Source organism: Corynebacterium sp. LaCa_282 (genome assembly GCF_057198125.1).
Map to the genome: position 1 here is coordinate 337726 of NZ_CP191095.1, position 25141 is coordinate 362866.

The 25141-nt window shown below is 60.7% G+C and carries 21 protein-coding genes and 3 pseudogenes; 11 read left to right on the forward strand and 13 right to left on the reverse strand.

The window, feature by feature from the left end; all coding sequences use genetic code 11:
• The first annotated feature begins 5 nt into the window (after positions 1–5).
• The 4 genes from ACP8KU_RS01510 to ACP8KU_RS01525 are packed head-to-tail and all read left to right on the forward strand — an operon-like array spanning position 6 to position 3315.
• A complete protein-coding gene (locus ACP8KU_RS01510) occupies positions 6–1091 on the forward strand; it encodes a DUF6779 domain-containing protein (RefSeq protein WP_484483868.1) in 1086 nt (361 codons plus the stop codon).
• Positions 1092–1766 (forward strand): Rossmann-fold NAD(P)-binding domain-containing protein, encoded by a 675-nt coding sequence (locus ACP8KU_RS01515; protein ID WP_484483869.1) that lies wholly within the window; start codon positions 1092–1094, stop codon positions 1764–1766.
• The gene (locus tag ACP8KU_RS01520; RefSeq protein WP_484483870.1) at positions 1763–2704 is read left to right on the forward strand and encodes a pantoate--beta-alanine ligase; all 942 of its coding nucleotides are present in this window, start codon (positions 1763–1765) and stop codon (positions 2702–2704) included. Before ACP8KU_RS01515 ends, ACP8KU_RS01520 begins: the two co-directional genes overlap by 4 nt.
• Positions 2704–3315, forward strand: a complete 612-nt coding sequence (locus ACP8KU_RS01525; RefSeq protein ID WP_484483871.1) for a GNAT family N-acetyltransferase — start codon at positions 2704–2706, stop codon at positions 3313–3315. The genes ACP8KU_RS01520 and ACP8KU_RS01525 overlap by 1 nt, the downstream gene beginning before the upstream one ends.
• A gap of 105 nt (positions 3316–3420) precedes the next feature.
• Here the strand turns inward: ACP8KU_RS01525 and ACP8KU_RS01530 are convergent, their stop codons facing one another.
• The 6 genes and pseudogenes from ACP8KU_RS01530 to ACP8KU_RS01555 form a co-directional block, all read right to left on the reverse strand.
• Complete coding sequence (locus ACP8KU_RS01530; RefSeq protein ID WP_484483872.1) at positions 3421–4722, reverse strand: C1 family peptidase; 1302 nt, start codon at positions 4720–4722, stop codon at positions 3421–3423.
• 13 nt (positions 4723–4735) lie between these two features.
• Positions 4736–6055 carry a C1 family peptidase gene (locus tag ACP8KU_RS01535; RefSeq protein WP_484483873.1) on the reverse strand — a complete coding sequence of 440 codons (1320 nt, stop codon included), beginning with the start codon at positions 6053–6055 and terminating at the stop codon, positions 4736–4738.
• A 77-nt stretch (positions 6056–6132) separates the two neighbouring features.
• Positions 6133–7075: pseudogene (locus tag ACP8KU_RS01540) on the reverse strand (ArsA family ATPase).
• Positions 7066–7323: a cory-CC-star protein gene (locus ACP8KU_RS01545; protein ID WP_005279519.1), complete on the reverse strand. Its 258-nt coding sequence runs from the start codon at positions 7321–7323 to the stop codon at positions 7066–7068. The pseudogene ACP8KU_RS01540 and the gene ACP8KU_RS01545 overlap by 10 nt, the downstream one beginning before the upstream one ends.
• Positions 7307–9019: a carbon starvation CstA family protein gene (locus ACP8KU_RS01550; RefSeq protein WP_484483874.1), complete on the reverse strand. Its 1713-nt coding sequence runs from the start codon at positions 9017–9019 to the stop codon at positions 7307–7309. The genes ACP8KU_RS01545 and ACP8KU_RS01550 overlap by 17 nt, the downstream gene beginning before the upstream one ends.
• Positions 9020–9452: 433 nt before the next feature.
• Positions 9453–10163: an ASCH domain-containing protein gene (locus ACP8KU_RS01555; RefSeq protein ID WP_284641858.1), complete on the reverse strand. Its 711-nt coding sequence runs from the start codon at positions 10161–10163 to the stop codon at positions 9453–9455.
• A gap of 90 nt (positions 10164–10253) precedes the next feature.
• On the opposite strand from ACP8KU_RS01555, the pseudogene ACP8KU_RS01560 reads away from it, so the two are divergent.
• The 5 genes and pseudogenes from ACP8KU_RS01560 to ACP8KU_RS01580 form a co-directional block, all read left to right on the forward strand.
• Positions 10254–10754, forward strand: a pseudogene (locus ACP8KU_RS01560) (IS3 family transposase); the annotation flags it as partial.
• Between the two features lie 95 nt (positions 10755–10849).
• Positions 10850–11722 carry an ABC transporter substrate-binding protein gene (locus tag ACP8KU_RS01565; RefSeq protein WP_284641856.1) on the forward strand — a complete coding sequence of 291 codons (873 nt, stop codon included), beginning with the start codon at positions 10850–10852 and terminating at the stop codon, positions 11720–11722.
• A complete protein-coding gene (locus ACP8KU_RS01570) occupies positions 11722–12684 on the forward strand; it encodes a FecCD family ABC transporter permease (RefSeq protein ID WP_023029239.1) in 963 nt (320 codons plus the stop codon). The genes ACP8KU_RS01565 and ACP8KU_RS01570 overlap by 1 nt, the downstream gene beginning before the upstream one ends.
• Positions 12674–13657, forward strand: coding sequence for a FecCD family ABC transporter permease (locus ACP8KU_RS01575; protein ID WP_284636388.1), 984 nt, complete (start codon positions 12674–12676; stop codon positions 13655–13657). The genes ACP8KU_RS01570 and ACP8KU_RS01575 overlap by 11 nt, the downstream gene beginning before the upstream one ends.
• Positions 13658–13659: 2 nt before the next feature.
• Positions 13660–14481, forward strand: a complete 822-nt coding sequence (locus ACP8KU_RS01580) for an ABC transporter ATP-binding protein (protein WP_284641854.1) — start codon at positions 13660–13662, stop codon at positions 14479–14481.
• Positions 14482–14555: 74 nt separating this feature from the next.
• On the opposite strand, the pseudogene ACP8KU_RS01585 reads toward ACP8KU_RS01580, so the two are convergent.
• The 3 genes and pseudogenes from ACP8KU_RS01585 to ACP8KU_RS01595 form a co-directional block, all read right to left on the reverse strand.
• Positions 14556–14913: pseudogene (locus ACP8KU_RS01585) on the reverse strand (transposase); the annotation flags it as partial.
• Positions 14914–15279: 366 nt separating this feature from the next.
• Positions 15280–15426, reverse strand: a complete 147-nt coding sequence (locus tag ACP8KU_RS01590; protein WP_484483875.1) for an IS3 family transposase — start codon at positions 15424–15426, stop codon at positions 15280–15282.
• Between the two features lie 307 nt (positions 15427–15733).
• The gene (locus ACP8KU_RS01595; RefSeq protein WP_232018276.1) at positions 15734–15934 is read right to left on the reverse strand and encodes a hypothetical protein; all 201 of its coding nucleotides are present in this window, start codon (positions 15932–15934) and stop codon (positions 15734–15736) included.
• Positions 15935–16039: 105 nt separating this feature from the next.
• Between ACP8KU_RS01595 and lysS the strand changes: the two genes are divergently transcribed.
• Entirely contained in the window at positions 16040–17617 is a 1578-nt protein-coding gene (gene lysS / locus ACP8KU_RS01600; protein ID WP_284643842.1) for a lysine--tRNA ligase, read from the forward strand.
• Positions 17618–17992: 375 nt separating this feature from the next.
• Here lysS and crtI read toward each other — a convergent pair whose 3' ends face one another.
• The 3 genes from crtI to ACP8KU_RS01615 all read right to left on the reverse strand — a co-directional run bounded on the left by crtI (position 17993) and on the right by ACP8KU_RS01615 (position 21983).
• Positions 17993–19594, reverse strand: a complete 1602-nt coding sequence (crtI, locus tag ACP8KU_RS01605; protein WP_484483876.1) for a phytoene desaturase family protein — start codon at positions 19592–19594, stop codon at positions 17993–17995.
• A 69-nt stretch (positions 19595–19663) separates the two neighbouring features.
• Positions 19664–20515: a phytoene/squalene synthase family protein gene (locus ACP8KU_RS01610; RefSeq protein WP_284641846.1), complete on the reverse strand. Its 852-nt coding sequence runs from the start codon at positions 20513–20515 to the stop codon at positions 19664–19666.
• A 31-nt stretch (positions 20516–20546) separates the two neighbouring features.
• Positions 20547–21983, reverse strand: a complete 1437-nt coding sequence (locus ACP8KU_RS01615) for a GuaB1 family IMP dehydrogenase-related protein (protein WP_484483877.1) — start codon at positions 21981–21983, stop codon at positions 20547–20549.
• Positions 21984–22080: 97 nt separating this feature from the next.
• Here ACP8KU_RS01615 and ACP8KU_RS01620 point away from each other — a divergent pair, with 97 nt between their 5' ends.
• Entirely contained in the window at positions 22081–23502 is a 1422-nt protein-coding gene (locus tag ACP8KU_RS01620) for an MDR family MFS transporter (protein ID WP_484483878.1), read from the forward strand.
• An 82-nt stretch (positions 23503–23584) separates the two neighbouring features.
• On the opposite strand, the gene ACP8KU_RS01625 is transcribed toward ACP8KU_RS01620, so the two are convergent.
• Positions 23585–24946 carry a serine/threonine protein kinase gene (locus ACP8KU_RS01625; RefSeq protein ID WP_484483879.1) on the reverse strand — a complete coding sequence of 454 codons (1362 nt, stop codon included), beginning with the start codon at positions 24944–24946 and terminating at the stop codon, positions 23585–23587.
• Between the last annotated feature and the right edge of the window lie 195 nt (positions 24947–25141).

Below are 25141 nucleotides of genomic sequence, written 5' to 3' on the forward strand. Positions count from 1 at the left end.
GGAGCATGACTCAGCCGCGCTCTTCTTCCAAAAACTCGTCGTCCTCGCCGGATTTGGGACAAATTGGGATTATCGCCCTCGTCATCTTGGCCGTCATCGCCAGCATCGTCATGCTCATTTCCGGCTCGGCAGCGGCGCTCAAGATTGCGCTCATCGCCGCCCTCTGGGCCGCGGTAGTGGGCTTTTTCTTGGTGATGCGCTACCGCCGCCAGGCAGAGGAATCCGTGACCAAGCTGGAGCTGCAGGAGCGCGCCCACCGCGCGGAGCTCAAGCAGGCCCGCGCGGCCGAGGGCAAGGAGCTGCCGGACCAGCAGATCCTCGATGAGATCCGCACCGAGCTCGCCTCTATCCGCAAGCAGATCGAGGATTTGTCCGGCCACGAGTTCACCTACGAGCCCGCCGCGCTGCACGCTGAGGCGCGCCGCATCATGGAGCTGGAGGCACAGACCGCCGCGGCGTCCCACCACCGGGAAGAAGAGATCGATTTCGAGCAGGCCTCTACCGGTGCGCCTTCTGCCGATGCCATCGCCGGCCGCCTGGGCAATCAGCCAACTGGTGCGCACGCGGACTCCAACCCGCTCAATGACATCATCAGTGAAAACACCCGCGCGCAGCGCAGCGCCGCTCAGCCCGCCCACGCAGAGCCGCTTGCCGATGCCCCCAAGCCCGCCGCGTCCAGCGAGGCCGCGGGTGCGAAGGAACCGAAGGACGTTTCCTTCGATACTGGCAGCTTCCAGGCCGTGCGCTGGGATTCAGGCGGAGACTCCGACCTCAAGCGCCACGGCTCCCAGCACGCGGGTACCGATAGCGCAGCGGCACACTCTGGTTCCCGCGGCAGCCACCGCAAGCCGGAAGATGACACCGCAGCTGAGCCCGCTTCCGATGCGGTGACCCAGAATATCCCGCAGCAGGCAACCGGCAAGGACGCGCGCGAGGAATACAAGGGCTCGGGCCACCACGTGGCGGCCGAGCAGAAGCAAACGGTATCGCGCCGCCAGCAGCAGACCCGTGGCCGCCGCCGCAGCGATGAGCAGCGCGATGGTTCCGTGTCCGTTTCGGAGCTATTGGCGCAAATGAAGAAGGATAAATAAATGCGGCCACCGCGCATGCGCGTTGCCCTTTTCGGCCGCAGCCTCGCCGGGTTTTCCCTGGCCAATGCCATGGAGCGCGCCGGCCATTCCGTGGAGATGCTCAATGATCCGGCCGAGCTTGGCTCTTTTCAGGCGCTGATTCTAGCTGTGGGTGAGGCACGGTTGGATGCTGCCGTAGAACTTTTCGAGGACCATGTACACAAGGGCCTGATCGCTTTCCACACGTGCCTGTCCCGGGGCGTGCAAGGCCTCGATCCGCTGGAAACTCACGGTTGCATCGTGGCGGCGGTAGCACCAATGGCAGGCGGGCGCTGGGCAGTATCCACACTGGATGAGTTGGGCGAAAATATCGCTGACTTCGTATTGAGCGAATTCCGGGCGCAGGCAGTGCCGCTTTCTGATGCCGAACGTCCCGCCTTCGCCGCCCGCTCCTACTACATAGAAATGCTCAGCCGCTTGCACCTAGCAGCGGCCGTAGAAGCCAATTTCTTTGCCGAGTTCGATGAAATCCCACCGTCCGATTTCGATATCGATTCAGAGGACATCATCGCGGCCTATCGCGGCGCGACGGATCCCGGAATGCGCCGCCATTACTTAGAAACCGCTCGGCGCTTAGGCGAAGTAGAAGATCGTACCGAATTAGAAATGTGGGCCTTGCAGGAGGAATCACGATGAGCTTGAAGATGGGACAAGCCACCGTTGTCAGCGAGGTTGAACGCATTCGTATGGTGGGCAGCGCCCTTCGCAAGACCGGCCGCCCCGTTGCTTTCGTACCGCTGACCACCGGCGTGCATGCTGGGCATATCGCGCTGGTGCGCGCGGCCCGTCGTATTCGTGGCGCGGTTACCGTCGTGGCTCTCCAAGAACCCCGCGCCGCGGATGTGGATCTGCTGCGCGCTGAGGGCGTGGACGTTATCTGGGACTATACGCCAGACAAACTCTGGCCCCATGGCCGCCGGATTAATATCGCGGCTCGCAGCATCGCGGTCGAACACGACGCCCCAGGCGCCTCGGCTGCCGATCACACACCGGACACCCAAGCTGGCCCAGTAGGTTTAGAACCCGATCTGTCTGGCGAACTCACCCTATACCTCACGCTGATGATGGCGCTTTCGCCTACCGATGTCCTCATCGGGGAGAAGGACTACGAACTGCTCTTGGCCATTCACCACGCGGTGCAGGACTTGCACCTCGGGGTGCGCGTGCAGGGCGTTCCCGCCGTGCGCATGCCCGATGGCGTGGTGATGAGCCTGCGCAATACGCGCGTGCCCGAAGATAAGCGCGAGGACGTGGCCGCCCTTTCTGCCGCACTTACCGCGGGGGCTCATGCCGCCGAGGCGGGCGTGGACAAGGTTCTTGAGGTTGCCGCTGGGGTCCTCGAAGCGGCCGGCGTTGTACCGGAATACTTGGAGGTGCGTGGCCGCGATCTGGGGGAGCCGCCCGCCGAGGGCGATGCCCGCCTGCTAGTCGCTGCCACCATTGGCGGAGTCAGATTAATTGACAACGTTGGCCTGCCGTTGGGTATTGGTTTCACTAATATCGAAGAGCACGAGGCCAAGGCTGAGCTCGAGCGCGAAAAGCAGCGCGAACACGACCAATCCCTGGAGGACTAATGACTGAAATCCACATCCGTGACCTTGACCCGCGCGATGAACCCAAGGCGATTGAGTTTGCCATCGAAGGCATGCACCTGCACTGGTTTGTGAAGAACCCGCGCTTTGAGCGTGCCTACGGCCGCTACTTTTGGGATTTAGAGCGCGCCCAGGCCACCGATATCTTGGCTGCCTATGCCGATGACGGGAGTTTCCTCGGCGTGATTCTGGCATCGATTAAAGGCGAGCCGGCGCTGCCGTATCCGTGGTGGCGCAAAGCTTATGTCAAGGCAGTGGAGCTTTTCAATAGTCTGCGCCCTGGTGGGCACCGCGGCGACTATGACGCGGCTAACCAAGACATGTTGCTCGATTACCTAGCCGAACACACCGTGGACGGCGAGATCGGTTTCCTCGTGGCTGATCCCAATTCCGGTGTAAAGGGCGTGGGCACGGCCTTGCTCGAAGCCTTTGAAAAGCGCCACCCAGGCAAGGATATTTACCTCTACACCGACGATGGCTGCACCTATCAGTTCTATGATTCCCGCGGCTTTGAGCGGGTGGGGGAGAAAGAAATCTCCATCGATAAGGACCGCGACCTTACCTGCATGCTGTACGTGCGCCACGTGGCGTGATGGGGATCACGCCACGATTGCAGGCGGAAGCGTCACGCCACGCAAACGAACGCCGTCTCTCGTGGCGCGGGTCTCCCCGCGCCACCCGCGCCGCTTTGAATAGTTCTAACGCGCCAGCGCGCCCATCGGATCCCACGCCGGCAGGGTGGTGATTTCGGTGGACTTGAGCGCCTCCTGGTACTGCTCCGGCAGGCGGGACGGGTGGACGGCGATTTCGAAGACGTACTCGTCAAACCAGTCATCGGCCATGGTCCAAAAGCCCTTATCGCCCTTCTCGGTGCCCCAGGAATTCTCCACGCGCCAGCGGGTGACCTCGCCGCCTTCGGCGATATCCGCGCCGGTAAAGACCATCGCGTGCGTCATCAAGGACTCGTGCAAGCGGAGGCGGTTGGGCTTATCGATGCCCATATCCACCCCATACAGCCCCTCATAATCGTGCAGGCGCTTGGCCCAAACACCGCTATCTGCATCGGATTGCTGGCTGGTATCGCAGCCGAACCAGACGGGCTGGCCATCCTCGATGGCAGACCGGGTGGCATCGCGCAATACCTCAACCGGGGCGTTGAGGTAGGTGACCTTTTCACCGGCGACGTTGCCCAAGTAGTCCACGGTGTAGAGCTCGCCGTAGTTATTGCGCGGGTCATTGACCACGCAGACGTACTCGCCCAGATCCTTCGGGAGGTACTCGCGGGCGAAGTCCTGCGGGGTAAAAGTGCCCTCGCGGTGGAAGTTATCGTCCTTATCGCGGTACTGCCACTGGAAATCTGTGGGCGGGAGGCCGAGGTTGGCGGTGAGGATGCGGTAGACATCGGCAAGCGCCTGCTCCTGCGCCCCAGACTTGCCCACGCGGATCTGGTGGGCGGCGCGGCGCAGGACGGTCTGCAGGTTGCGGTTGAGCATGGCGCTGGCCTCGGAGGACGCGGTCTCCGGCATGGCGTACTTGGGCACCACGCCGTACTTTTCCACCAGCGAGACGAACATGGACCACTGGCCGCCATCGCCAATGGGGTCATCCATGAGCTTGGTCAAGGTGCGGTCCGTCATATCGCGGTCCTTGAGCTCATCTACCGCGGTGAGGAACCAATTGGCCTTTTCCAGCTTGTCGTAGAAGTACAGGTAGGTCTGCGAAAGCTCGAAATCCTTGATGTTGGTGCGATCCATGATGCCACCGCGCAGGGAATTCAGGCCCGCAAAAATCCAGCAGCGGCCAGAAGCCTTCTGGTTGGCCGCGCCCCACTTATCGAGCTTGTGGCTGGTCGCCGTGGTGAGTTCACGCACGAGGTCGCGGTCGACGCTCAGCTTATCGATACCCTCCTGCGCCACCGCATTCCGTGCCGCCTTGATGGCCGGCTCGCTGCTAAGCGTGGCGTTGGTGGTGTGAACTTCCTGTGGATTGATCTCATTCATTTTTCGATGCTCCTTAGTTCATCCGGTCCCAGAAGGGAAGCTCGATGGGCTCGGTCTCTAGCGCTTGTTGCTGCGCGGAAGTGAGGAATTCCTTGCGCACGACGATGTGGAAGACGTTTTCGCCGAACCATTCATCCGACATCGTGGCAAAGCCCTTGCCGGGTACCTCATCGGCGTCGTCCCTGCGCGGCGGCTTCGTGCCCCAGGAGTTCTCCACGCGCCATGCCCGGGGTGCACCATCGATACCGGTCAGCGCCATCGCGTGGGTGGGCGCAGATTCGCCGGAGGTAAAGCGCTCCTCCTTGCTCATGGTGGAATCGATGCCGTAGAGGCCATCGGTATCGACGAGGCCCTCGTCCCACACCGCGTTCTGGAAGGAGAACTGGCGGTCGACATCGCAGCTAAACCACACCGGTTCGCCGGCCTCGATGCTGGCGCGTGCGGCGGCGCGCAGCTCGTCCACATCCACGTTGAGGTAGCCGGCGGCCTGCCCACCAGCGACGTTGTTCACGCCGGCGCTGGTGTAGAGGCGGTGCTTATCGTTGGTGGTACGGGGATCATCGGCAAGCACGACGTACTCGTCCAACTTTGGCAGGTACTTATCCGCAAACTCGCGCGGGGTGGAGTGCACGCGGAAGAATTGATCGTCCTTGGTGCGGTAGCTCCACGTGAATTCCTCGGGCGGGGTGCCCAGGTGAATGGCGAGCACGCGTTGGATATCGGTGCGGGCTTGCTTGATAATGCCCCCGCGATCCCCCTCGCCTTCCACCGCACGGTGCGCGGCGCGGCGGATGATGGTGGCGATATCGCGGTTCATCTGGTCGGTGTGGCCGGACGAGTGCACCTCAGGCATGACCTCGGCCGGTACGGCACCGTACTTGTCCACGAGGTTGGTGAAAAATGACCACCAGCCGCCGTCGTCGCCTGTGAACTCGAGGGAAGTAGCCACGTCGCGGTCATCCCAGTCGGTGCCGTCTTCGGTGAGATCCAGCAGTTGGTTGAGCGCGAAGTTGGCGCGCTCGAGTTTGTCGAAGTACTGCAGGTAGGTAAAGGAAAACTCAAAGTCATCGATATTGAGCTCCTTGGCCGCGCGGTGGCGGAACACGTTGAGCGCGGCAAACATCCAGCAGCGCCCGGAGCGCATCTGGTCGGTAACCCCGAGGCTATCGAGTTTTACCTCGGTGGTGGGGTAGAGGGCGGTAATGCGGTCACGGTCGAGGGCCGCCTTGGCCACCCCTACGCTGGTAATGGCATTGCGCGCGACGCGCAGCTGGGAGTCCGCTGCGGCCTCCTCGCGCAATTGGGACAGGAAGTCATTGGTGAGCAAAGTCATATTCTCTGTTTTAGCAGATTGCGATCTCACTCGGGGCCGCTGGGTACTGGATGGTCGTTAGAGATCGCTACAAACCGCTATAGATGCTCCGCCAGCCGCGCCACGGCTTCGGGGCTTCCCACCTCTTCTGGGAGCCAGGGGATCTCGTGAACCGGGGTATCGGGAAGCTTATCGTGCAAGAGCGCTAGGGCCTCGTCCTCGGCGGCTCGGCGGGAGGCCAAGAACTCGCCTTGGTCCGCAGGCGTGCGGCGGTTGACCAGCATGGAGCCCACCCGCACGCCATTGCCGGTGAGATCCGCGTGGAACTCGGAAGACTCCAAGACGGGCAGGCGCTCGGCGGTGAGCACGATATGAAATACGGTGCGCCCTGAGGTCAGCGCAGCGCGCAGGTGCTCGAAGCGCTCGCGGCGCTGGAAGAGCGTGGCTCGGATTTCCTTATTGCGCCGGTCCACCGGATCGTTATCGGCACCGGACTCCGCGGACATCCCGCGCACCAGCGAGCCGAATTTATCGGATTTCTCGCGCCGGGCAAGCAGCCCATCGGTATAGGCCGCCATGATTTCCGGCAGGGCCATCAGCCGGGAGGTGTGACCGGACGGGGCGGTATCGAAGATGAGGTAGTCATACTCGTCCGCGTTAGCGACCAAGGTGGCCATGCGCTCCAAGAGCGCCGCCTCCTGCGTGCCGGGGGATTGCCGGGCCAAATCTAGGTGCTTTGTTACCTCGCCGTGCAAGTGCTCCGGCATGAACCGGCGCATCGAGGCGCCCACGGTCGCGAGGTGTTCCTCGGTGGCGCGGGCCGGATCGAGCTCGATGGCGGAGAGGGAGGGGGTGAGGTGAGAGGGGGGCATCGGAAAGCGTGGCATCAAAGATATGCCCCAGGTTGTGCGCCGGATCCGTGGAGACCAACAACACGTTGTGGTCCTGGGAAAGCGACAGGGCTGTGGCGGTGGCGAGGGTGGTCTTGCCCACGCCGCCCTTGCCGCCAAAGAACATGATGGGCGCGGTTTCTAGCAGCATTGAATATTCTCCAGGGGTGATTTATCCATGCCCATGCGTGTGTGCCAGGCGTGGAAATCTTCGTAGACCAGCGGCAATAGCTCCAGCGTGTAGTAGCTGGCGGGGTTGGGGATGCCGAGCGCCTCCGAGGCCACCAGCATCATAAATAGGTCATCTTCTTGCTGCTTGGCCTTGGCAAAGACGGCGCGGTACGGGGCTTGGTAGAACTCGTTGAGCCCCGCGCCGAAGGCCTTAAGCTTGTCGAGCATGCTGGGGAAGGGGAGCGTCGGTATCGTCGTCGGTCCACTCCAGCGGTGGTTCCTTGCGCGCGTTGGAGATGGCGCCGATCGACTCCACGATGACCCAGATGGAGGCGATGACGATGACGACGTCCATGCCGAAGAGCAGCCAGTTCTGATCCGCAAACAGGGATTTCAGCTGTAGCAGCGCTGCCCACAGCGACATGATGGTGACGAAGATGAGCGGGATGATAACCGGCAGGGTAGGCCGGCGCAGGTGGGTGAGGATGACCACGACGATGGCCAAGGATAGGCTGGCCATGAGCTGGTTGGTGGTACCAAAGAGCGGCCAGATGGTCATACCGCCGGAGCCGTCCGCACCCGCCGAGAAGGTCAGGCCGAAGGCCAGGCCCACCGCGATGATGGTGGAAACCAGCGCCGTGATGCGGATGCCTATGATCTCGCCAATTTCCTGGACCACGATGCGCTGCAGGCGCACGCCGGAGTCCATGGTGGTGGCGGCGAAGAGCACGGCCATCGTCGCCAGGATGGTGGCAGACAGCGAGGTGGGAATGCCTAGGCCCTCGTTCATCAGCGCACCGCCGCCCTGCACGAAGGCGTTGACGCCGCCGGCGTTCCACTCGGCGTAGATTTCCTCCCAATTCGCCAGGGTCTTAAAGCCGGCGGTGGTGGCGATGATGGTGCCGAGCGCCAGCAGACCCTCGCCCACCGCGCCGAAGTAACCCACGAAGCGAACGTCGGTTTCCTTATCAATCTGCTTCGACGAGGTACCGGAGGCCACGATGCCGTGGAAACCAGAGATGGCGCCGCAGGCGATGGTGACAAAAAGCAGCGGGAAAATGCCCGGGGTTCCGTCAGGAACGTTCTCGCGCACGGCAGGGGCGGCAAGCTCCGGACGGGTGATAAGGAAGGAGCCGTACAAGATGATAAGACCGACGAAAAGCTGGAGGCCATTGATATAATCGCGCGGCTGGAGCAGCACCCACACCGGCAGCAGCGAAGCGATGAAGGCGTAGATAAATAGCAAGATGATCCACACGCCGTTGGCCGGGATACCCAAGACCGTCTCTGGCAGCACGACCGGGAAGCGGTCACCCAGGACCATTAGCGAATACAGTGCCACCACGCCCACGAGGGACACCAGCGGCAGGTTCCAGTTCAGGCGGTAGATGGCCTGGCCAATCAGCAGCGCGACGGCGATGGCGCCCCACGTGGGAATGACCGCCGAAGGCGTGGAGATAAGCAGGTTCGAAATCACCACGGCGAAGGCAGCATTGACCATGAGCAGCAGCAAGAAGATCACAATGAGGAAGAGGTTGCGCCCGCGCTTGCCGATGTAGCGCCCCGACAACGTACCAATCGACTGACCCTTGTGCCTTTGCGAGGCCCACAGCGCACCCAGGTCATGCATGCCGGCGATGAAGACGGTGCCGAACGTGACCCACAGGAATGCCGGGAGCCAGCCCCAAATGACGGCTACTGCCGGGCCGATAATCGGTGCCGCACCCGCCACTGAGGTGAAGTGGTGGCCCCACAGCACGTATTTATTGGTGGGAACATAATCCACGCCGTCTTTGAGGCGGTGCGCCGGGGTGGTGTAGTTCTCAGATAACCGGAAGATGCTCTTGCCCAGGAACTTGGAATAGAGCAGGTAGCCGGCCAGCATCATCGCCACGCCGATGATGACAAGGATGAGAGAGTTCATGGCTGTGTCTCCTTGCGCGTCGAAGGTGGGGTGTTGTGTATCACAGGTCTGAACAGTATGTCACGGTTCACACAAATTCTTGCAGTGCGGGTGAATTAAGGGGGTGGTATCCCACTATGTGGACGCGGTGGAGGGGCTTATGCGTTCCTTTGCGCGCTCGGCGTGGCTTGGCGGACATATCTGGGCCAAATCGCGGGTAGCGGGCGGGATTAAAGGACCCTGCTGGCGCGGCATGTAGCCAGTAGTGCCGAAGTACCGTGGTTAACGGCGAAGGCTCAATCGACTGGACTTATGGAGGAGTGGTTATCTCGCTTCCTCCAGTTGGGAGCCCTTTGGTGGCGGCACTTGTAAATCTTGACGAAATATCTCAAAAATTTCCGAACAGCGGCTTTTTGGTTAGGTAGCGAATGGTTCGATTTTCGGTCTGGCTAGTCTACTGGAGCTCGAATTCTACAACGTCAACTTCGTCTGTATCCGCTAATCCGGGGTAGTGAGTATCTAGAGCTTCGTGAAGCTCGGATAGAGAATTGAACCCGTCATTTTTAGCTTGCTTTTCCGACAGCAGCCCGCGCTGGGTAGATACAACGGCTGTGACCTGTGCGGGTAAGCTGACGACTTCCCCGGTTTCCTTCTCAAAGACTATTTGGGCTTTTCCTTCATTGAAGGGATCATCTACTCGGATTGTTTGACGCTTTTCTCCGCTCCGAATGGAATCCTCGTAGCCTTCCCACATGTAGATGCGCTGCTCTTTTTCCAAGTCTTGCAAGTTAAACGCGAATGGAAGAAGTTCTTCCACAGCGGGCGCAACGAGGCCGTTGCTTCCGCGCACAATACACTGGATAGATGGATCGACATCAAAAAGTACCTGGCGGCATTTACCACAGGGTGAAATTACTTGTCCGGTAGGTCCATATATGGCGACTACTGCTTGGATGGGATCCCCTGGATAACTAGCGGCATGGTTTGCTAAAGCAGAGACTTCGCCACAGGGGCCACCAAGGAAATGGTGAGCGTTTAAACCGAGAACGTGTTTTCCTGATTTGGTCAGGAGAGCTGCGGCTACGGTGTGGTCTCCTCCGTCTTGGAAGCGCTGCGCATGGGCGGCTGCTTTGGCTGTTAATTCCCGAAGTTCGTTAGTAATCACGCTCTAATAGTAGTAACTACTAGCAACTTCGATCTGAAGTGTCCCAGATTTTCCCATCTACTCAAACGGAACAAAACCTGGGACACTTCAATGTCGGATATTACCTACCTGCGCACCGGTGAAGGATGGTTGTACTTGTGCGCGGTCCGCGACGGCCATTCCCGCAGGTTACTGGGCTGGGCTATGGATAGCGTGCAAGACACAAGTTTGGCCGAACGGGCCCTGCGGATGGCGTATACATTGCGCGGTGATGTTCCTGACGGGCTGGTGTTTCACGCCGACCGGGGAACACAATTTACCAGCGAACAACTCTGGGAGGCGTGCCGCAATCTGGGCGTTGCTCAATCCGTGGGGCGTACCGGGGTGTGTTTCGATAATGCGATGGCTGAGTCGTTCTGGTCGACGCTTAAGACCGAGTTCTACGACCGGAAGCGCTGGCCCACCCACGATGCTGCGCGTCAGGCTGTGGCTTACTGGATTGAAGTGGTCTACAACCGTCGACGCCGGCACTCCGCCCTCGGGATGGTCAGCCCTATCGATTTCGAGAACCATATCACCCAAACCAGAAACGAAGAAGAAATAGCTGCCTAACCACTAGGTAGCTTGACTACGTGCCCACGATTTGCGGGCAACCCCACTCGCATCTGACACTAGACAGTAAACTCTTATTAATATAAAGTAAGGCTATGCTAAAATCGTTTACAAAAGGGCGTGTAGTTCTCGCGCTCGTATCCGCCTTAGCTCTAGGGGCAGGCCTTGTGGCGTGTTCTTCTGATTCTTCTTCTACGGAAGAGAACGGAGATAAGAAGATCGAGCGAGTTGTGGCGCTCGATTGGCGCTACGAGGAAATTCTCAAGGCCCTCGATGTGGACCCAGTGGGAATCGTGGAAATCGGTAAATCGGAAGCGCCGACCACCTTAAAGGGCCAGCTGGAGCAGGCCACCTCAGTGGGTCAAGCCAAACAACCGAACCTAGAGGTTATCCAATCCTTGGAGCCAGATCTGATCCTGGCTAGCCCTACCCGCCAGGCCAATATCATGCCACAGCTAGAAGAGATTGCGGATACCGAATCCTACTCAGATGAGACTTACTCGGACGTGCTGGATTCGATGGATGAGATCGCGGCCAAGCTTGGCAAAGAGGAAAAGGCCAAAGAGGTCCGTCAGCGCATCGAGGACAAGATCGCTCAGACTAAGGACACGGTAAAGGCAGGCAGCCGTGCTGTTGTGGCCGGTTGGTCCAGCGAGCTGCTCTATACCTGGGTCAATCCTTCCTTCCCCCAGTCCCTGCTGAGTGAGGTGGGCTATGACTACGCCTTTGAAGGTGAGAAGTCATCCATCGAATCCAAGACCGATGTAGCGGAGCTGACTGGAGATAAGCTCCCCGGTATGAAGGCTGACCGGGTCTTTATGTACAAGGACGTCGATGCGTTTAAGAAGACGCCCTACGTCAAAGGAAGCGGTGACATCGTAGAAGTAGACCAAGATATCTGGTCACGCGCCCGCGGGCCGCTTTCTGCTGAGCACATGCTCGATGACATTATTACAGCTGAAAAGTAGTGGCACTACGAACTAAAACCGGTTCCTGCTTGGTCCTTGCCACCGCTGTCGCCGCGTTCGTGTGGTGGTGGCGGCTTCGCCATGTTCGGGTGCCAGTTGATGCCCCGTGGCTGGAAGAAGAGTTACATAGCGTGGCTTTTGACCGCCTCCTTGCTACCACGGTGGTGGGTATCGCTTTAGGTGTGGGTGGGCTATTGCTGCGAACGGCTACCGCGAACCCGCTTGCCGATCCGTCCATTACTGGCGTGAACTCCGGCGCGGCACTCGGTGCAGTCGCGACCGCAATGTTTGTAGGAAGCGAAACCTCGAGCGTCGACCAGCTGCCCGGCGCACTGTTGGGCGCAGGGATTGCTGTGGGGGTGACTGTGGGCGTCGGTAAGAGCGGTGCGATCCAGCGCATGGTACTTGTTGGCGTTGCCGTTTCCACGCTGTGTAGCGCTTTGACCTCCATTTTCCTAGTAATCGATGAGGCTCAACTGGCTACGGTGATGTCATGGCTTTCTGGGCGGCTTGCAGGGGTGCGTCTGGGCGAAATTGTCCCCGCGCTGGTTTCCGTGCTGGTCGTGGTGCCCTTGACCTTAGTCAGTGCGAAAAGATTGGACTTACTCGTAGCTGGCGATGCCGTGGCCGGTGCTGTAGGAGCGAAGCCGGAGCGAATTCGGTTGGCTGCCATTGTGGCGGCGGTAGTGCTCATTGCTCCGGCGGTGGCCGCAACCGGGCCGATTGGTTTCTTGGGGTTAATGGCCGCAGCAGTTGCGTGGCGCGTGTGTGGTCCGCATCACCGCATGGGGTTGTGCGTGGCCGGAATTGTTGGAGCGGCGGTGCTCCTAGTTGCCGATTCGATTGGCCAAGCAATCTGGGCGCCGGCCGAGACCCCAGTGGGCATCGTGACTTCTTTGGCTGGCATGCCACTGGTGCTGTGGTCCGTCCATACGCTGGGGAGGAGCAAGCATGCGGCATAAGAGATTTATTGTGGTGCTAGTAGGACTCACCCTGGCGTTGGTGTGTAGCGCAGTTATCGGCATGGGCGTCGGTGCAGTGATGAAGCCGCCGGCTGAGGTGGTCACCGCTTTCTTTACCGGAGAGCCGCTCATCTGGAAGTACCGCGCCCCGCGGATCTTGGTGGGTATATGCGCAGGCGTTGCCATGGCCGTTTCCGGCTGCCTATTGCAATCCGCGCTGCGCAACCCCTTGGCCGCACCAGATACGGTGGGTATTACCTCCGGCGGTGGACTCGCGGCCGTTGCGGTACTCATGGGAGCAGGCGCCCTGCCGGCCCACCTGTTGACTTTTATTGTCTTTATCGGTGCGTTGGCGGGGACCGCGCTGGTTCTCCTCCTCGCTGGACGTGGGGCGAGTGACCCGGTACGCTTGCCGCTTACCGGGGTAGCGGTATCTTTTGGGCTGGGTGCAATCACCGAACTGCTGCTGGTGCGCGCCGCCCCAGAAGCGGGCGCGGCAATGACATGGCTGAAAGGTTCGCTTTACGCCCGCTCGCTTGGCGATGCCACCATTGTCGCCCCCTTCATCCTTCTCGCCCTAGCCGTTGCGATGGTGGTGGCAAAACACCTGGATATGCTGGCGCTAGATGATGCCACCATGGCTGGTATCGGCGTCAGGACTAGGATGTGGCGCCTCATAGCCATCGCCTTGGCCGTCATCCTCGGCGCCGCAGGGGTCGCTGCGGCTGGGGTCTTGGGGTTCGCCGGGCTTATCGTTCCACATGCTGCCCGTTTGGTGGTCGGTACGAACCTGCGCCGGCAAATACCCGTGGCGGCGCTCGGCGGCGCGGTCCTTGTCACCGCATGCGATTCGTTAGGTCGGTGGGCCTTTGCACCCACGGAAATTCCCGTCGGTGCGCTCATCGCGTTGATTGGCGCACCCTACTTCATTTTCTTATTGACTCGCCTGACCCGAGTGCGAAACGGAGGCTAGACATGACACTGACGTGTAGCGCATTAACCGTGGGCTACGGTGGCCCAGATGTGGTCAAGAATGTAAATCTTCACTTAGCCAGTGGTCAAGTAACTGCCCTTATCGGGCCAAATGGATGTGGCAAGTCGACGCTTCTCAAGACCTTGGGCCGCCAACTTACACCCAGCTCAGGCGCAGCCTACCTCTCGGGCAAAAATATCAGCGAGTATTCCTCGCGGGCTTTCGCCCGCGAAGTTTCTTTCCTGCCACAACACCCCGTGGCTCCGGAAGGGGTAGTAGTGCGCGACGTCATCGGCTACGGCCGCTATCCCTACACGGGGGCGCTAGCAACGATGCGGGCCGGAGATCATGAAGCGGTTGAGCGTGCAGCCAGACGTGCTGGGGTGAGCGAGCTGCTTGATACCCCCGCCGCAGACCTTTCGGGCGGCCAGCGCCAGCGCGTTTTCCTCGCTATGACGTTGGCGCAAGAAACACCAATTACCTTGCTTGATGAGCCAACTACTTACCTCGACCCCGCGCACCAATTGTCCATCTTGGACCTCATCCGAGAGCTTAACCGTGCCGAGACTACGGTGGTCATGGTGGTCCACGATATGGTTCATGCCGCGCGTTACGCCGATCGAATCGTAGCTATGCGTGAGGGGCGCATTGTGGCCGAAGGGCCCACCGAGGAAGTTATGACCGCTGAACTCGTACGCGAAACCTTCCATGTTGAGTGCCTAGAGATGACTGATCCATCTACCGGTCGACGCTTCCCCATACCCATTTCCGTTCACGCTCCTGAACTTTTCGGACCCCAGAAGGAAGAAGATAAATCTCTTTAAAAGAACACGTAGTAATGGAAAACGATCTAGGCCATAAGGTCGACTCGAACCGCACACTTATCTTTTGACAACTCCTTAGGGACCATAGTCAGCAAGAATGTTCCAGCCCGATCTCTCGGCACACCAACGGTCACTGGCCTGTAGTTAGAATCCACGGTTTTCGGGTAGGTGCCGTTGCGGTAATTGTCTGTTCCAGCAGCAGCTTTGCCTTCCCCATCGCCGGGCTCATAGCCAAGGTGGGCATCCATCTCAGCATTTAAACCTCTAGTGATCGAGACTTGCAACATGCCCCGAACCAGGTCGTTGGCATCCGTTGTAGACGTGCCTAGGTCATCAATCAGTTTCGCGATTTCAGGGTTAGCAAGAAGCTTCTTTTCAATCGCATCAATCTTGGCCTTATCAACTTAGATCTCGTCGTGCCACACTAGTCATTCTGGCTTATCTCCTTATGCAGGTTGGGAACCTACACACAAACCATTAGACACTCTCTCAATAGCGGCCACCGAATCCGCATAGGAGACTTTGACATGCGCAAAGCCACCTCCCCAATAGAACCGGACGAATAAAGGAAACAGCCGAGCCGACTCCGTCGGCCCGCCGCAGTACCAACTACCCAGAACACAGCAGTACCGAGTCCCCAGTACACCGGTACCAAAACCTCGCATCTGACAGCGCTATCACCGCACGGTAATCCGTCGTAACCGGAGTCCTTCCGGTACGTGCCGCACCCGAGCGGTGTATCTCCCGGAATGAAGCGTCCCGAGCATTGTGAACTGCTACCGGTTTCACACTCAAGCGCTACCGGATGGTCACGACACTGCTACCAAATAGCCGGTCACAACAGATTCCATCACGGTGAAGTGCATGCCACATTGTCCGCACGCCTAAGACACCGTCATTATCCCGATGAATAGCACTAATGCGTTCAATTAGCACAACCGTCACGAAGGCGACGAGTACTTAAGCCCTCGGGCTTTGGACTGGCGATAACCACGCGAGGTGATAAACCCGCCAGCCCGGTTATTTTTCAACGTCTTGCAGATGAACTCGACAGAGAAACAATTCCGGTATTTATCGATGAACCGGATCATAATCGAGGCTTGGGGCCTGGTCGTGAGGCGAAAAAGCTGACGCGGCCTTCAGCAACTCGTTGGTATCTCGAAGCTGGTGATTTTCGCGGCGTAGCCTGGCATTTTCGGCAGCCACGTCTTCAGGAACAGGTTCTGGGGTTCTTCCTGCACGGCGAGCAGGCTTAAGTCCATTGACGAGCTGTGTGCCATGAAACCCCCAACTTTGGAGCTACTGCCTGGCATGCGGGGCGCATTGACATGTTTTCCGCCACGATGCGGTCCTCTACAAGACGAACCACACGGTCCTTTAAATCCTGATCAAAATTTTTCTTGGCATGTTCCAGATTTTCCCATCTACTCAAACGGAACAAAACCTGGGACACTTCATCATGGTGTGTACTTGCTGTCTGTGCGCTCTTTCGTTGCTTTGGCAGACATGGCTGGGCCAAATCGCGGGTAGCGGGCGGGATCGACTACCCTTGGCTAACGTGAGCGAGCAGAAGAATACTGAAGTAAACGATGTCCCTGAGCAGCTGCGCATCCGCCGCGAAAAGCGCGACCGCCTGCTCGAATCCGGCGTGGAGGCCTACCCGGTATCCGTCGAGCGCACCATCGCGCTTAAGGAACTGCGCCATGATTTCCGCGTAGTGGCCGAGGGCGAAGAGCCGGGCAATGAAGAGGGCGTGACCTACCTGGAGCCCGGCGAGGAAACCGAGGTCACCCACGCCATCGCTGGCCGCCTTATCTTCATGCGCAATACCGGTAAGCTGTGCTTTGCCACCTTGCAGGACGGCGATGGCACCCAGATGCAGGCTATGCTTTCGCAGGCCAAGGTGGGCAAGGAGCGCCTCGATGCCTGGAAGTCCGACGTGGACTTGGGCGACTTCATCTCCGTTAGCGGCCACGTGGTTGCTTCCCGCCGCGGCGAGCTGTCCATCATGGCTGAGGAATGGACCATGGCGGCCAAGTCCCTGCGCCCGCTGCCGGTGTCCTTCGCGGATATGGCTGAAGATACCCGTGTACGCCAGCGCTATAACGACCTCATTATCCGCGAAGAGGCCCGCAAGAACGCCATGGTGCGCGTGAAGGTCATGCGCGCGCTGCGCAATTACCTGGAAAGCCAGGACTTTGTAGAGATCGAAACCCCGATGCTGCAGACCCTGCACGGTGGTGCGGCCGCTCGCCCGTTTATCACCCACTCCAATGCGCTCGATATTGACCTCTACCTGCGCATTGCCCCGGAGCTGTACTTGAAGCGCGCCGTCGTTGGTGGCATCGACCGCGTCTTTGAAATCAACCGCAACTTCCGCAATGAGGGCGTGGACCGCTCCCACTCGCCGGAGTTCGCCATGCTGGAGACCTACGCCGCCTGGGGCGATTACAACGATTGCGCCCGCATGACTCGCGAGTCCATCCAGTCCGTTGCCCGCGAGGTCTTTGGTTCCACCACCGTCACGCTTGCCGACGGCACCGATTTCGACTTCGGCGGCGAGCAATGGCCCGAAATCGAGATGTATCCTTCCCTGAACGAGGCCTTGCAGCGCAAGTTCCCCGGCCAGCCGGAGGTCACCATCGATACCGACGTGGAGACCCTGAAGGGCATTGCCAAGGTCATCGGCCTCGACGTGCCGCAGGGCGAGGGCTGGGGCCACGGCAAGCTGGTGGAGGAAATCTGGGAGGTCCTGTGCGAGGACCAACTGGAAGGCCCCATCTTTGTGAAGAACTTCCCAGTCGAGACCTCCCCGCTGACCCGCCAGCACCGCTCCGAGCCCGGCGTGACCGAAAAGTGGGACCTTTACGTGCGCGGCTTCGAGCTGGCCACCGGCTATTCGGAGCTTGTCGATCCCGTCGTCCAGCGCGAGCGCTTCGAGGATCAGGCCCGCCTTGCCGCCGGCGGCGATGAGGAAGCCATGGTCTTGGACGAGGACTTCCTCGCCGCGATGGAACAGGGCATGCCGCCGACGGCCGGTACCGGCATGGGCATGGACCGCCTGCTCATGGCCCTGACCGGCCTCGGCATCCGCGAGACCGTGCTCTTCCCGCTGGTAAAACCAGAACAGAAGTAGCCATACCCGGCGCCCACTCGGTGCCCGCCCACGCGGGCACACGTTAGCGCCCCGACACCGGCTGCAGCCTCCCTTTGGCTGCAGCCTTTTTCTTTGCCTACCTCTACCTACTTCCGCCTACATCTACGTACTTCTATCGACTTCACAAAAGTGCAACCTCCTCGGTGATATCTGAGTGAAAAATGCTACATTTCAGGGCCGAGTTTGCTCAGTTATCACCGAGGACCTATTGCATAGGAGGATGCGCATCCGAGGTTGCACAAAAGAGGTTGCGCATCAGAGGCTGCACAATCGAGGCCGAACGAGAGGCGTTGCGCATCGGAGGCCGCGCTGCGAGCAGTGAGCGGCAAGCGGAAAACGAGCAGGCGAGCGGTCTCAGGCACCAGCTGTAGGAAGCGGGCCCGCGGAGCGGTCATCGCGCAGGCGCTTGATGATGTTCTCTGCAGAAATCAGGCACATCGGCACGCCGACGCCTGGCACGGTGGTCGCACCAGCGTAGTAAAGGCCGGTCACCTTGCGCGAGGCATTGCGCCCGCGGAAGAATGCGGATTGAAAAAGCGTATGCGCTGGCCCCAAAGCCCCACCTGACCAGGAGTGATAGCGCTCGGCAAAATCGGCGGGGCCAAGGGTGCGGGTGATGGTAATTCGCTCGTGCAGGTCTGGAATCCCGGCGGTGGCCGATAGCTGGTCGATGGCTGCTTGAGCGATCGCCTTAACGCGTGGGGACGCCTCGGGATGGTAGGCATCGCCGTGGCCAAGGTCTTCTGCAGCCGGCACGGGAATGAGGAAGAAGAGGTTTTCGTGGTCCTCGGGTGCCACATCGGCGTCGGTGGCTGAGATTTTGGATATATAGATAGACCGCGAGGCCCCGAGCGGGCGCATAGGTTCTGGTCCAGAAAACACGGCCCGGAAATCCGGGTCCCAGTCCTGGCTGAACAAAAAGGTGTGGTGAGCTAACTGCGGGAGTTTTCCCTGCACACCGGCGAGCACCACCACGGTGCCGAGCCCTGGATTGCGGCGGGCCCAGTAGCGCTCCGGATAGGTGCGCAGCTTCGGCGGTAAGAGGTGGGTTTCGGTATGGTGCAGGTCCGCAGCCGAGACCACAATATCGGCTTCGATGTGCCCGTTTGTTGTGCGGACACCGGTTGCGCGGACGCCGGTGGCGCGGGCGGAGGAACCGCCGGCGGTGGTTATGGCGGTGACCTCTTCGCCCAAGCGGAACGTGGTGCCAAATTTTTGGGCTTGGCGGTAGATGGCCTCGACTACGGCAGCGAATCCACCGCGCGGGTAGCGCACGCCTTCCACCAAATCGGTATGGCTGAGCAGTGAATATAGCGCGGGGGTTGCGGCAGGTTCAGAGGAGAGAAAAACCGCTGGGTAGCTCAGAATCTGGCGCAGGCGCGTATCCGAAAATTTCTCATTGACATAGCGCTGCAGGCTGCTGGTTAAAAGCGCCGCGATTCGCGCTAGCCGATGCCGAATATCACTATGCACCAGGTTCAACGGCGCCGAAAAAGTGGTGTACAAAAAGTGATCGAGCGCTACCTGGTAAGCGTCGCTGGCATCTGCCAAATAGGTGCGCACCTGCTTGCCGGCGTCTGGTTCTATCGACTCGAAGAGTTGGGCCACGTTATCGGTTCCGGAGTGAATATCCACGGGGGTAGGTCGCGAGGCGCTGCCAGGAGTGGATGCGGTGGGGCTGCCGGTATAGACGCGGTAATCGGGCGAGAGCCTCACTAAGTCGAGCTCAGCTTCTGTCGAGGTGCCGCAGAGGGAAAAGAAGTGGTCGAAGGCATCCGGCATGAGGTACCAGGACGGGCCGGTATCCCAGCGGAACCCGGCCTCCTCGTAGCTGCCTGCGCGCCCGCCGACCTCGTCTAGGGAATCTACGACGGTGACCTCGTAGCCCTCTTTGCCCAGTAGGGCAGCGGTAGCCAGGCCGGCGATGCCGGCCCCGATGACAACGGCGCGCATCATATTCTCCTTAGTCTGCAGTCTTCTTCGGGGGTCCTTCATCTACGCGTGAGCCCATCTACGCGCGGTGCACTACCGCACCGCGCGCACCGCACGCACGGCGCGGGCGGCCAGCCACGCCTTGGTGCGATTCGGCACGGATATGCGGGTGGTGTTTAACTCCGCGGCGGGGGTAGCAGCGAGCCGGTTGGTGAGCTCGGCAAAGATATCGGCGGCCGCGCGCACGCCAACGCGGGCGGATAGCGGCAAGAGGTTAATGGCTTCTTCGGCGGCGTCGAGCTCGCGGCGGATTTCGGCGATGAGGGCGGATTTGGCGGCCTCGGAAAGCACGCCACCAGCAGCCTGCGGGAAATAGGCCCGGCCGAGGACCGAGGAGTCCTCGCCCAGGTCCCGCAGGAAGTTAATCTTTTGAAACGCGGAGCCCAAGTGGCGCGCACCGCGGTCCATCGCGGCGCGGTCGGCGGCGGAGACGGTCTCTTCCGCCAGGAAGACCTGTACGCACAATAGGCCGATGACCTCGGCGGAGCCGTAGATATATTCGGTGAGCTCAGTGGCCGAATACTCCCGTTGGGAAAGGTCGGCGCGCATGGAATCGAAAAAAGCCACGAGGTGCTCGCGCTGGAAGCCGCAGCGCCTGGCGGTAATGGCATAGGAGTGCACGACGGGATCGGTGTGCAGCCGTTTCTCGGGCGCTGCCAGGATAGCGGCCTCGTAGGCGTCGAGCGCGGCGGCGGCATCGATGCTGGCTTGGTCAGCGGTGCCATCGACAAGCTCGTCGGCGATGCGCACCACGGCATAAAGGTGGCGGATGTCTTCGCGCACCCGCCCGCGCAAAAGGCGCGTGGCCAGGGAAAAACTGGTGGAATACTGCCCCATAACCTGCGCGGCCGCGCGCGAGGCCGCCTGGTCATAGCGAGTCAACATACTTGCAAAAGTAGCACGCGCCTGAATCACCCTAGCGGTTGGTGGCCCGCGGCTGGCCCTCGGCAAAGCCGGCGGCTGATTGCACGCCCACGGTGGCGCGCTCGTGGAAGCTAGCCAGCGAATCGGCCCCGGCATAAGTACAGGATGAGCGCACGCCGGAGATGATGCGGTCTACCAAGTACTCCACGCCGCCGTGCTCCGGATCGAGGTAGATGCGGGAGGTGGAGATGCCTTCCTCAAACATCTCCCGGCGGGCGCGCTCGAAGGCTTCGGTGGCGGAATTGCGCCCGCGCACCGCCCGGCGCGAGGCCATGCCGAACGATTCCTTGTAGAACGATCCATCGGCATCCTTGTGCAGGTCACCGGGGGATTCGAAGGTACCAGCGAACCAGGAGCCAATCATCACATTGGACGCGCCCGCAGCCAGTGCCAGGGCTACGTCGCGGGGATCGCGCACGCCGCCATCGGCCCACACGTGCGCGCCGACCTCGCGAGCCGCGGCGGCGCACTCCAGCACGGCGGAAAACTGCGGGCGGCCCACGCCGGTTTGCATGCGGGTAGTGCACATCGCGCCGGGGCCCACACCGACCTTGATGATATCCGCGCCCGCTGCGGCCAGCTCGCGCACGCCGGCGGCCGTGACCACGTTGCCAGCAACAATCGGCAGGCCCAGATCCAGGGCCTTGACCTTGCGCAGCGCCGCCAGCATGCTGTCTTGATGGCCGTGGGCGGTATCGATGACGAGGACGTCAGCGCCGGCATCGGCAAGCGCCCGCGCCCTGCCCTCAACGTCGCCATTAATGCCCACCGCGGCACCGATGTGCAGGCGCCCCTGCTTGTCGATGCCCGGCTTATACATCGTCGCCCGCAGCGCACCCTTGCGCGTCAAAATGCCCGCCAGCGTGCCATCCGGATTGACCACTGGGGCGAGCTTGCGCGAGGTTGTGCGCAGGCGGGTAAAAGCCTCTTGCGGGTCGATGCCCACCGGCAAAGTCACCAAATCCGTGGTCATGAGCTCGCCCACGGCGGTGAAATTATCCTGCCCGCGCAGGTCCTTCGGGGTAATGATGCCCACGGGCAGCGCACCGTCGACCACGATGGCCGCGCCGTGGGCGCGCTTGTGCAACAGGTTGCTGGCATAGCCCACCGTGTGGTGCGGCTTGATGGTAATCGGGGTGTCATAGACCAGGTCGGCGGCTTTCACCGAGGCGATCGTTTCCGCCGCGGCCTCCAGGCTGAGGTCTTGGGGCAGGATGGCCATGCCGCCGCGCCGGGCGATGGTCTCTGCCATGCGGCGGCCAGCCACCGCGGTCATATTCGCCACGATGAGCGGGATGGTATTGCCCGTGCCATCGGCTGCGGTGAGGTCGACCGCCTGCCGCGAGCCAACATCCGAGTGATTCGGCACCATAAATACATCCGAGTAGGTCAGCTCGTAGGGTGGGCGGGAATCATTGAGGAAATGCACTGTGGGATTGCCTAACGTGAATCGAGGGTGCAGGAAAAGACATCTAAATCATACGCCCCAAGTTTTGCAGGTTAAGCCAACTCAGTATCCTGATTTGGTGTCTCAGAATCCCGCCCCGAAAATCTCCGCAGAGGTCATAGCCAACCTCACCATCTTGGTGCTCTCCGCGATGGTGATGATTTTGAACGAAACCGCGCTTTCGGTGGCGCTGCCCACCATCATGGCGGATTTCTCCATCCCGGCGACTTCCGCGCAGTGGCTGCTGACCGGCTTCTTGCTCACCATGGGTGTGGTCATTCCCACCACCGGGTTCCTGATGGATAAATTCACCACCCGGCAGATTTTTGGCGCCTCTACCGGCGTTTTCCTCGCGGGCACGGTGCTGGCGGCCCTCGCCCCGGCCTTTGGGCTGCTCCTTGCCGGCCGCGTGCTGCAGGCCGCCGGTACCGCGCTGATGATTCCCACCCTTATGACCGTGGCCATGACGCTGGTTCCACCGCAACGCCGCGGCACCGTCATGGGCATTATCACCGTGGTCATCTCCGTGGCGCCGGCCCTGGGCCCTACCGTCGGCGGGTTTATTTTGAGTATGGCGACCTGGCACGTCATCTTCTGGACCATGGTCCCGCTCATCGCCGCCATTAGCATCGCCGGTTACTTCCGCCTAGTCAACGTGGGTGAGCGCAGGGATACCCCGCTCGATATCCCGTCGGTATTCTTATCCGCCCTGGCCTTCGGCGGGCTTATATATGGCCTATCGTCCATCGAAAAGATGGTGGAGGGCGGCTCGCTTGCCGATGCCCTCGTGCTCCTCCTCGGTATCCTCGCCCTCATCACCTTTACCGTGCGCCAACTCCGGCTGGCCAAGGTAAATCGCGCGCTTTTGGATCTGCGCCCGTTCAAGGTCCGCAATTTCACCCTCGCGGTCATCGCCATGCTGCTCATGTTCGCCCTGCTACTGGGCACGGTGAATATCCTGCCCATTTATCTGCAGACCTCGCTGGCGGTATCCTCGCTGGTCACCGGCCTCGTGGTGATGCCCGGCGGCCTCCTGCAGGGCGGTATTTCCCCGATTGTGGGGCGGATTTATGACGCCCTTGGCCCCCGGCCCCTGTTGATTCCCGGCGCGATCATGTTTTCTACCGGCATTTGGCTGATGACCCTGCTGACAGAAAACAGCGAGGTGTGGATGGTCATCGGCATGCACATCCTGTTCGCCGTGGGCATCGCGCTCATGATGACCCCGCTGATGACGGTCTCGCTGTCCTCGCTTCCCGATGACCTCTACTCCCACGGCTCCGCCATTCTAAATACGCTGCAGCAGCTGGCCGGCGCGGCCGGTACCGCCTTCCTCGTGGCCTTTTTGACCAGCGGCACCAAGTCCGGCCAGGCCGAGGGCATGAGTGAGGCCGCCGCCACCGCCCAAGGCGCTCACTGGGCCTTCCTTTTCGCCGGCGTGCTCTCGCTTTTCGTGCTCGTGCTAGCGCCGCTGCTCAAGCGCGTGCCCGCCGCCGACTAGCGCCGCGCGGACTAGCGCCGCGCGGAGTAACCCCTGCCGGGAGAGCGCGGACCGGTCAGCCTCACCAGCTCTCCTCCGGCGCCTACTGCGCGCACAGCGGCAGCTTGAGCCGCGCGTCTTCTGCATCGTCGCCCCACACCATGAAGATAGACTGGGTACCTTCCACGGCCATGACGTAGGTCATCGGTTCCTTTGAGGCCTCGTAGCTTTGGATGGTGCACTTATCATTAGATAGCTCTACCGGATCGGCATCCGGGAGGACCGCATCGCGTTCTTCCACGCTGGGGTAGTAGGCGGCAGTGTAGCTGAAGCCATCCCCCGAGCAGGTGATCTTCGCTTCTTGCCCGTCCTCTGGGGTGCGGGAGGAACACTCTGCGCCGAGCGCGCCGTCTTGGCCGCTGCGCGAGCCAATCAGGCTCGGATAAGCATCCGCTAGGTTCTTTTCCTTGGCATCCCAGCTGGGGTAGGACAGGAAGAACCACAACGCTCCCGCGGCGGCCACCGCGATGACGGCCAGAACGGAAATGAGCGCGATGAGCCCGCCCTTGCCCTTCTTCTTTGGCGGGGCCGCATTCATCGGTGGCATCGGCTGCTGTTGGTATTGCTGCTGGTATTGCTGTTGATACTGCGGCTGATACTGCGGTCCCGCCTGGTTCTGCGGCGGGAACTGCTGCTGCGGTTGCGGCGGGAAGTGTTGCTGCGGCTGGGGCTCGGGTTCCTCGGCCTGTACCGATGGGAATTGAGAGGTATCGAGATCGCGCTCGGGGCGCAGCGCCGCCACGACCTCTTTAGCGCTCGAATAATCCTCCTCCGGCGTGAAGGAAGGGCACGTGGCGGCAACGAGTTCTTGAAAGGCGCGGACCGCATCGGCACCCGTCGCGCTCTCGGCCTTTTCTGAAGTTTTCTCGGTGGTTTCCTCCGACGATTTCTCCCCATCATTCTCGGCGGATTCCTCCGTCGTTTTCTTCGCGGTGTTGACACCGCCTGGACCCGCGGCGGCGAGGACGGCGACCTTTTTATCCTCATCCACAAACACGCGATCGGCATTGAGCCCGTGGACGGCGAAATCTGCATGGTTGCGGCTAATCAGGAAATCCACAGCGCCTGCCACGGGGGTGAGGATTTCTTGGGCGTGGGGTTTGGCGGGGGCATCGGCAAGCGCGGGTAAAGCGGTACCCGAGCAGGCCTTGCGGACTAAGAATTCCTGGCCATCCGCCGTCGTGCCGGAGCCCACCAGGGCGGCGAGCGCGGGGTGGTGCAGGCCGTGCAGGGCGGTAGAGGCCTTGACGATGCCCTTTGCCTTCGCCGCGAAGATCTCCACCGTAAATTCCTCGTGCGTGGAGCCATCCTCCACGGCAAAAAGGGTGGAATTAGGGCCCTCATCCAGCACTGCCTTTTCGTGCAGGTTGTGCTGGGAGGCAAAGAATTCGGGAAGGTGCGGCACGGCTGTTTTATTCCTTTGTATCTACGAGGCGACAGGGAGAATGAAGAAGATTCTAGGGCAAAAAGGCCCTGTTCGCTACCGGCGTACACCCATGTGAGCTGCGAGTATGGGCGGTTTGGGGCGTTTATAGGCCAATGGGGGCCAAAAAGAGGAAATCCTTTGGGGCGTGCGGCGTTACAGTGGGTACCACATTAG

Coding starts and splice junctions, on each gene's coding strand:
- ACP8KU_RS01510 (WP_484483868.1), top strand. CDS start 6: ATGACTCAGCCGCGCTCTTCTTCCAAAAACTCGTCGTCCTCGCCGGAT.
- ACP8KU_RS01515 (WP_484483869.1), top strand. CDS start 1,092: ATGCGGCCACCGCGCATGCGCGTTGCCCTTTTCGGCCGCAGCCTCGCC.
- ACP8KU_RS01520 (WP_484483870.1), top strand. CDS start 1,763: ATGAGCTTGAAGATGGGACAAGCCACCGTTGTCAGCGAGGTTGAACGC.
- ACP8KU_RS01525 (WP_484483871.1), top strand. CDS start 2,704: ATGACTGAAATCCACATCCGTGACCTTGACCCGCGCGATGAACCCAAG.
- ACP8KU_RS01530 (WP_484483872.1), bottom strand. CDS start 4,722: ATGAATGAGATCAATCCACAGGAAGTTCACACCACCAACGCCACGCTT.
- ACP8KU_RS01535 (WP_484483873.1), bottom strand. CDS start 6,055: ATGACTTTGCTCACCAATGACTTCCTGTCCCAATTGCGCGAGGAGGCC.
- ACP8KU_RS01545 (WP_005279519.1), bottom strand. CDS start 7,323: ATGCTCGACAAGCTTAAGGCCTTCGGCGCGGGGCTCAACGAGTTCTAC.
- ACP8KU_RS01550 (WP_484483874.1), bottom strand. CDS start 9,019: ATGAACTCTCTCATCCTTGTCATCATCGGCGTGGCGATGATGCTGGCC.
- ACP8KU_RS01565 (WP_284641856.1), top strand. CDS start 10,850: ATGCTAAAATCGTTTACAAAAGGGCGTGTAGTTCTCGCGCTCGTATCC.
- ACP8KU_RS01575 (WP_284636388.1), top strand. CDS start 12,674: ATGCGGCATAAGAGATTTATTGTGGTGCTAGTAGGACTCACCCTGGCG.
- ACP8KU_RS01580 (WP_284641854.1), top strand. CDS start 13,660: ATGACACTGACGTGTAGCGCATTAACCGTGGGCTACGGTGGCCCAGAT.
- crtI (WP_484483876.1), bottom strand. CDS start 19,594: ATGATGCGCGCCGTTGTCATCGGGGCCGGCATCGCCGGCCTGGCTACC.
- ACP8KU_RS01610 (WP_284641846.1), bottom strand. CDS start 20,515: ATGTTGACTCGCTATGACCAGGCGGCCTCGCGCGCGGCCGCGCAGGTT.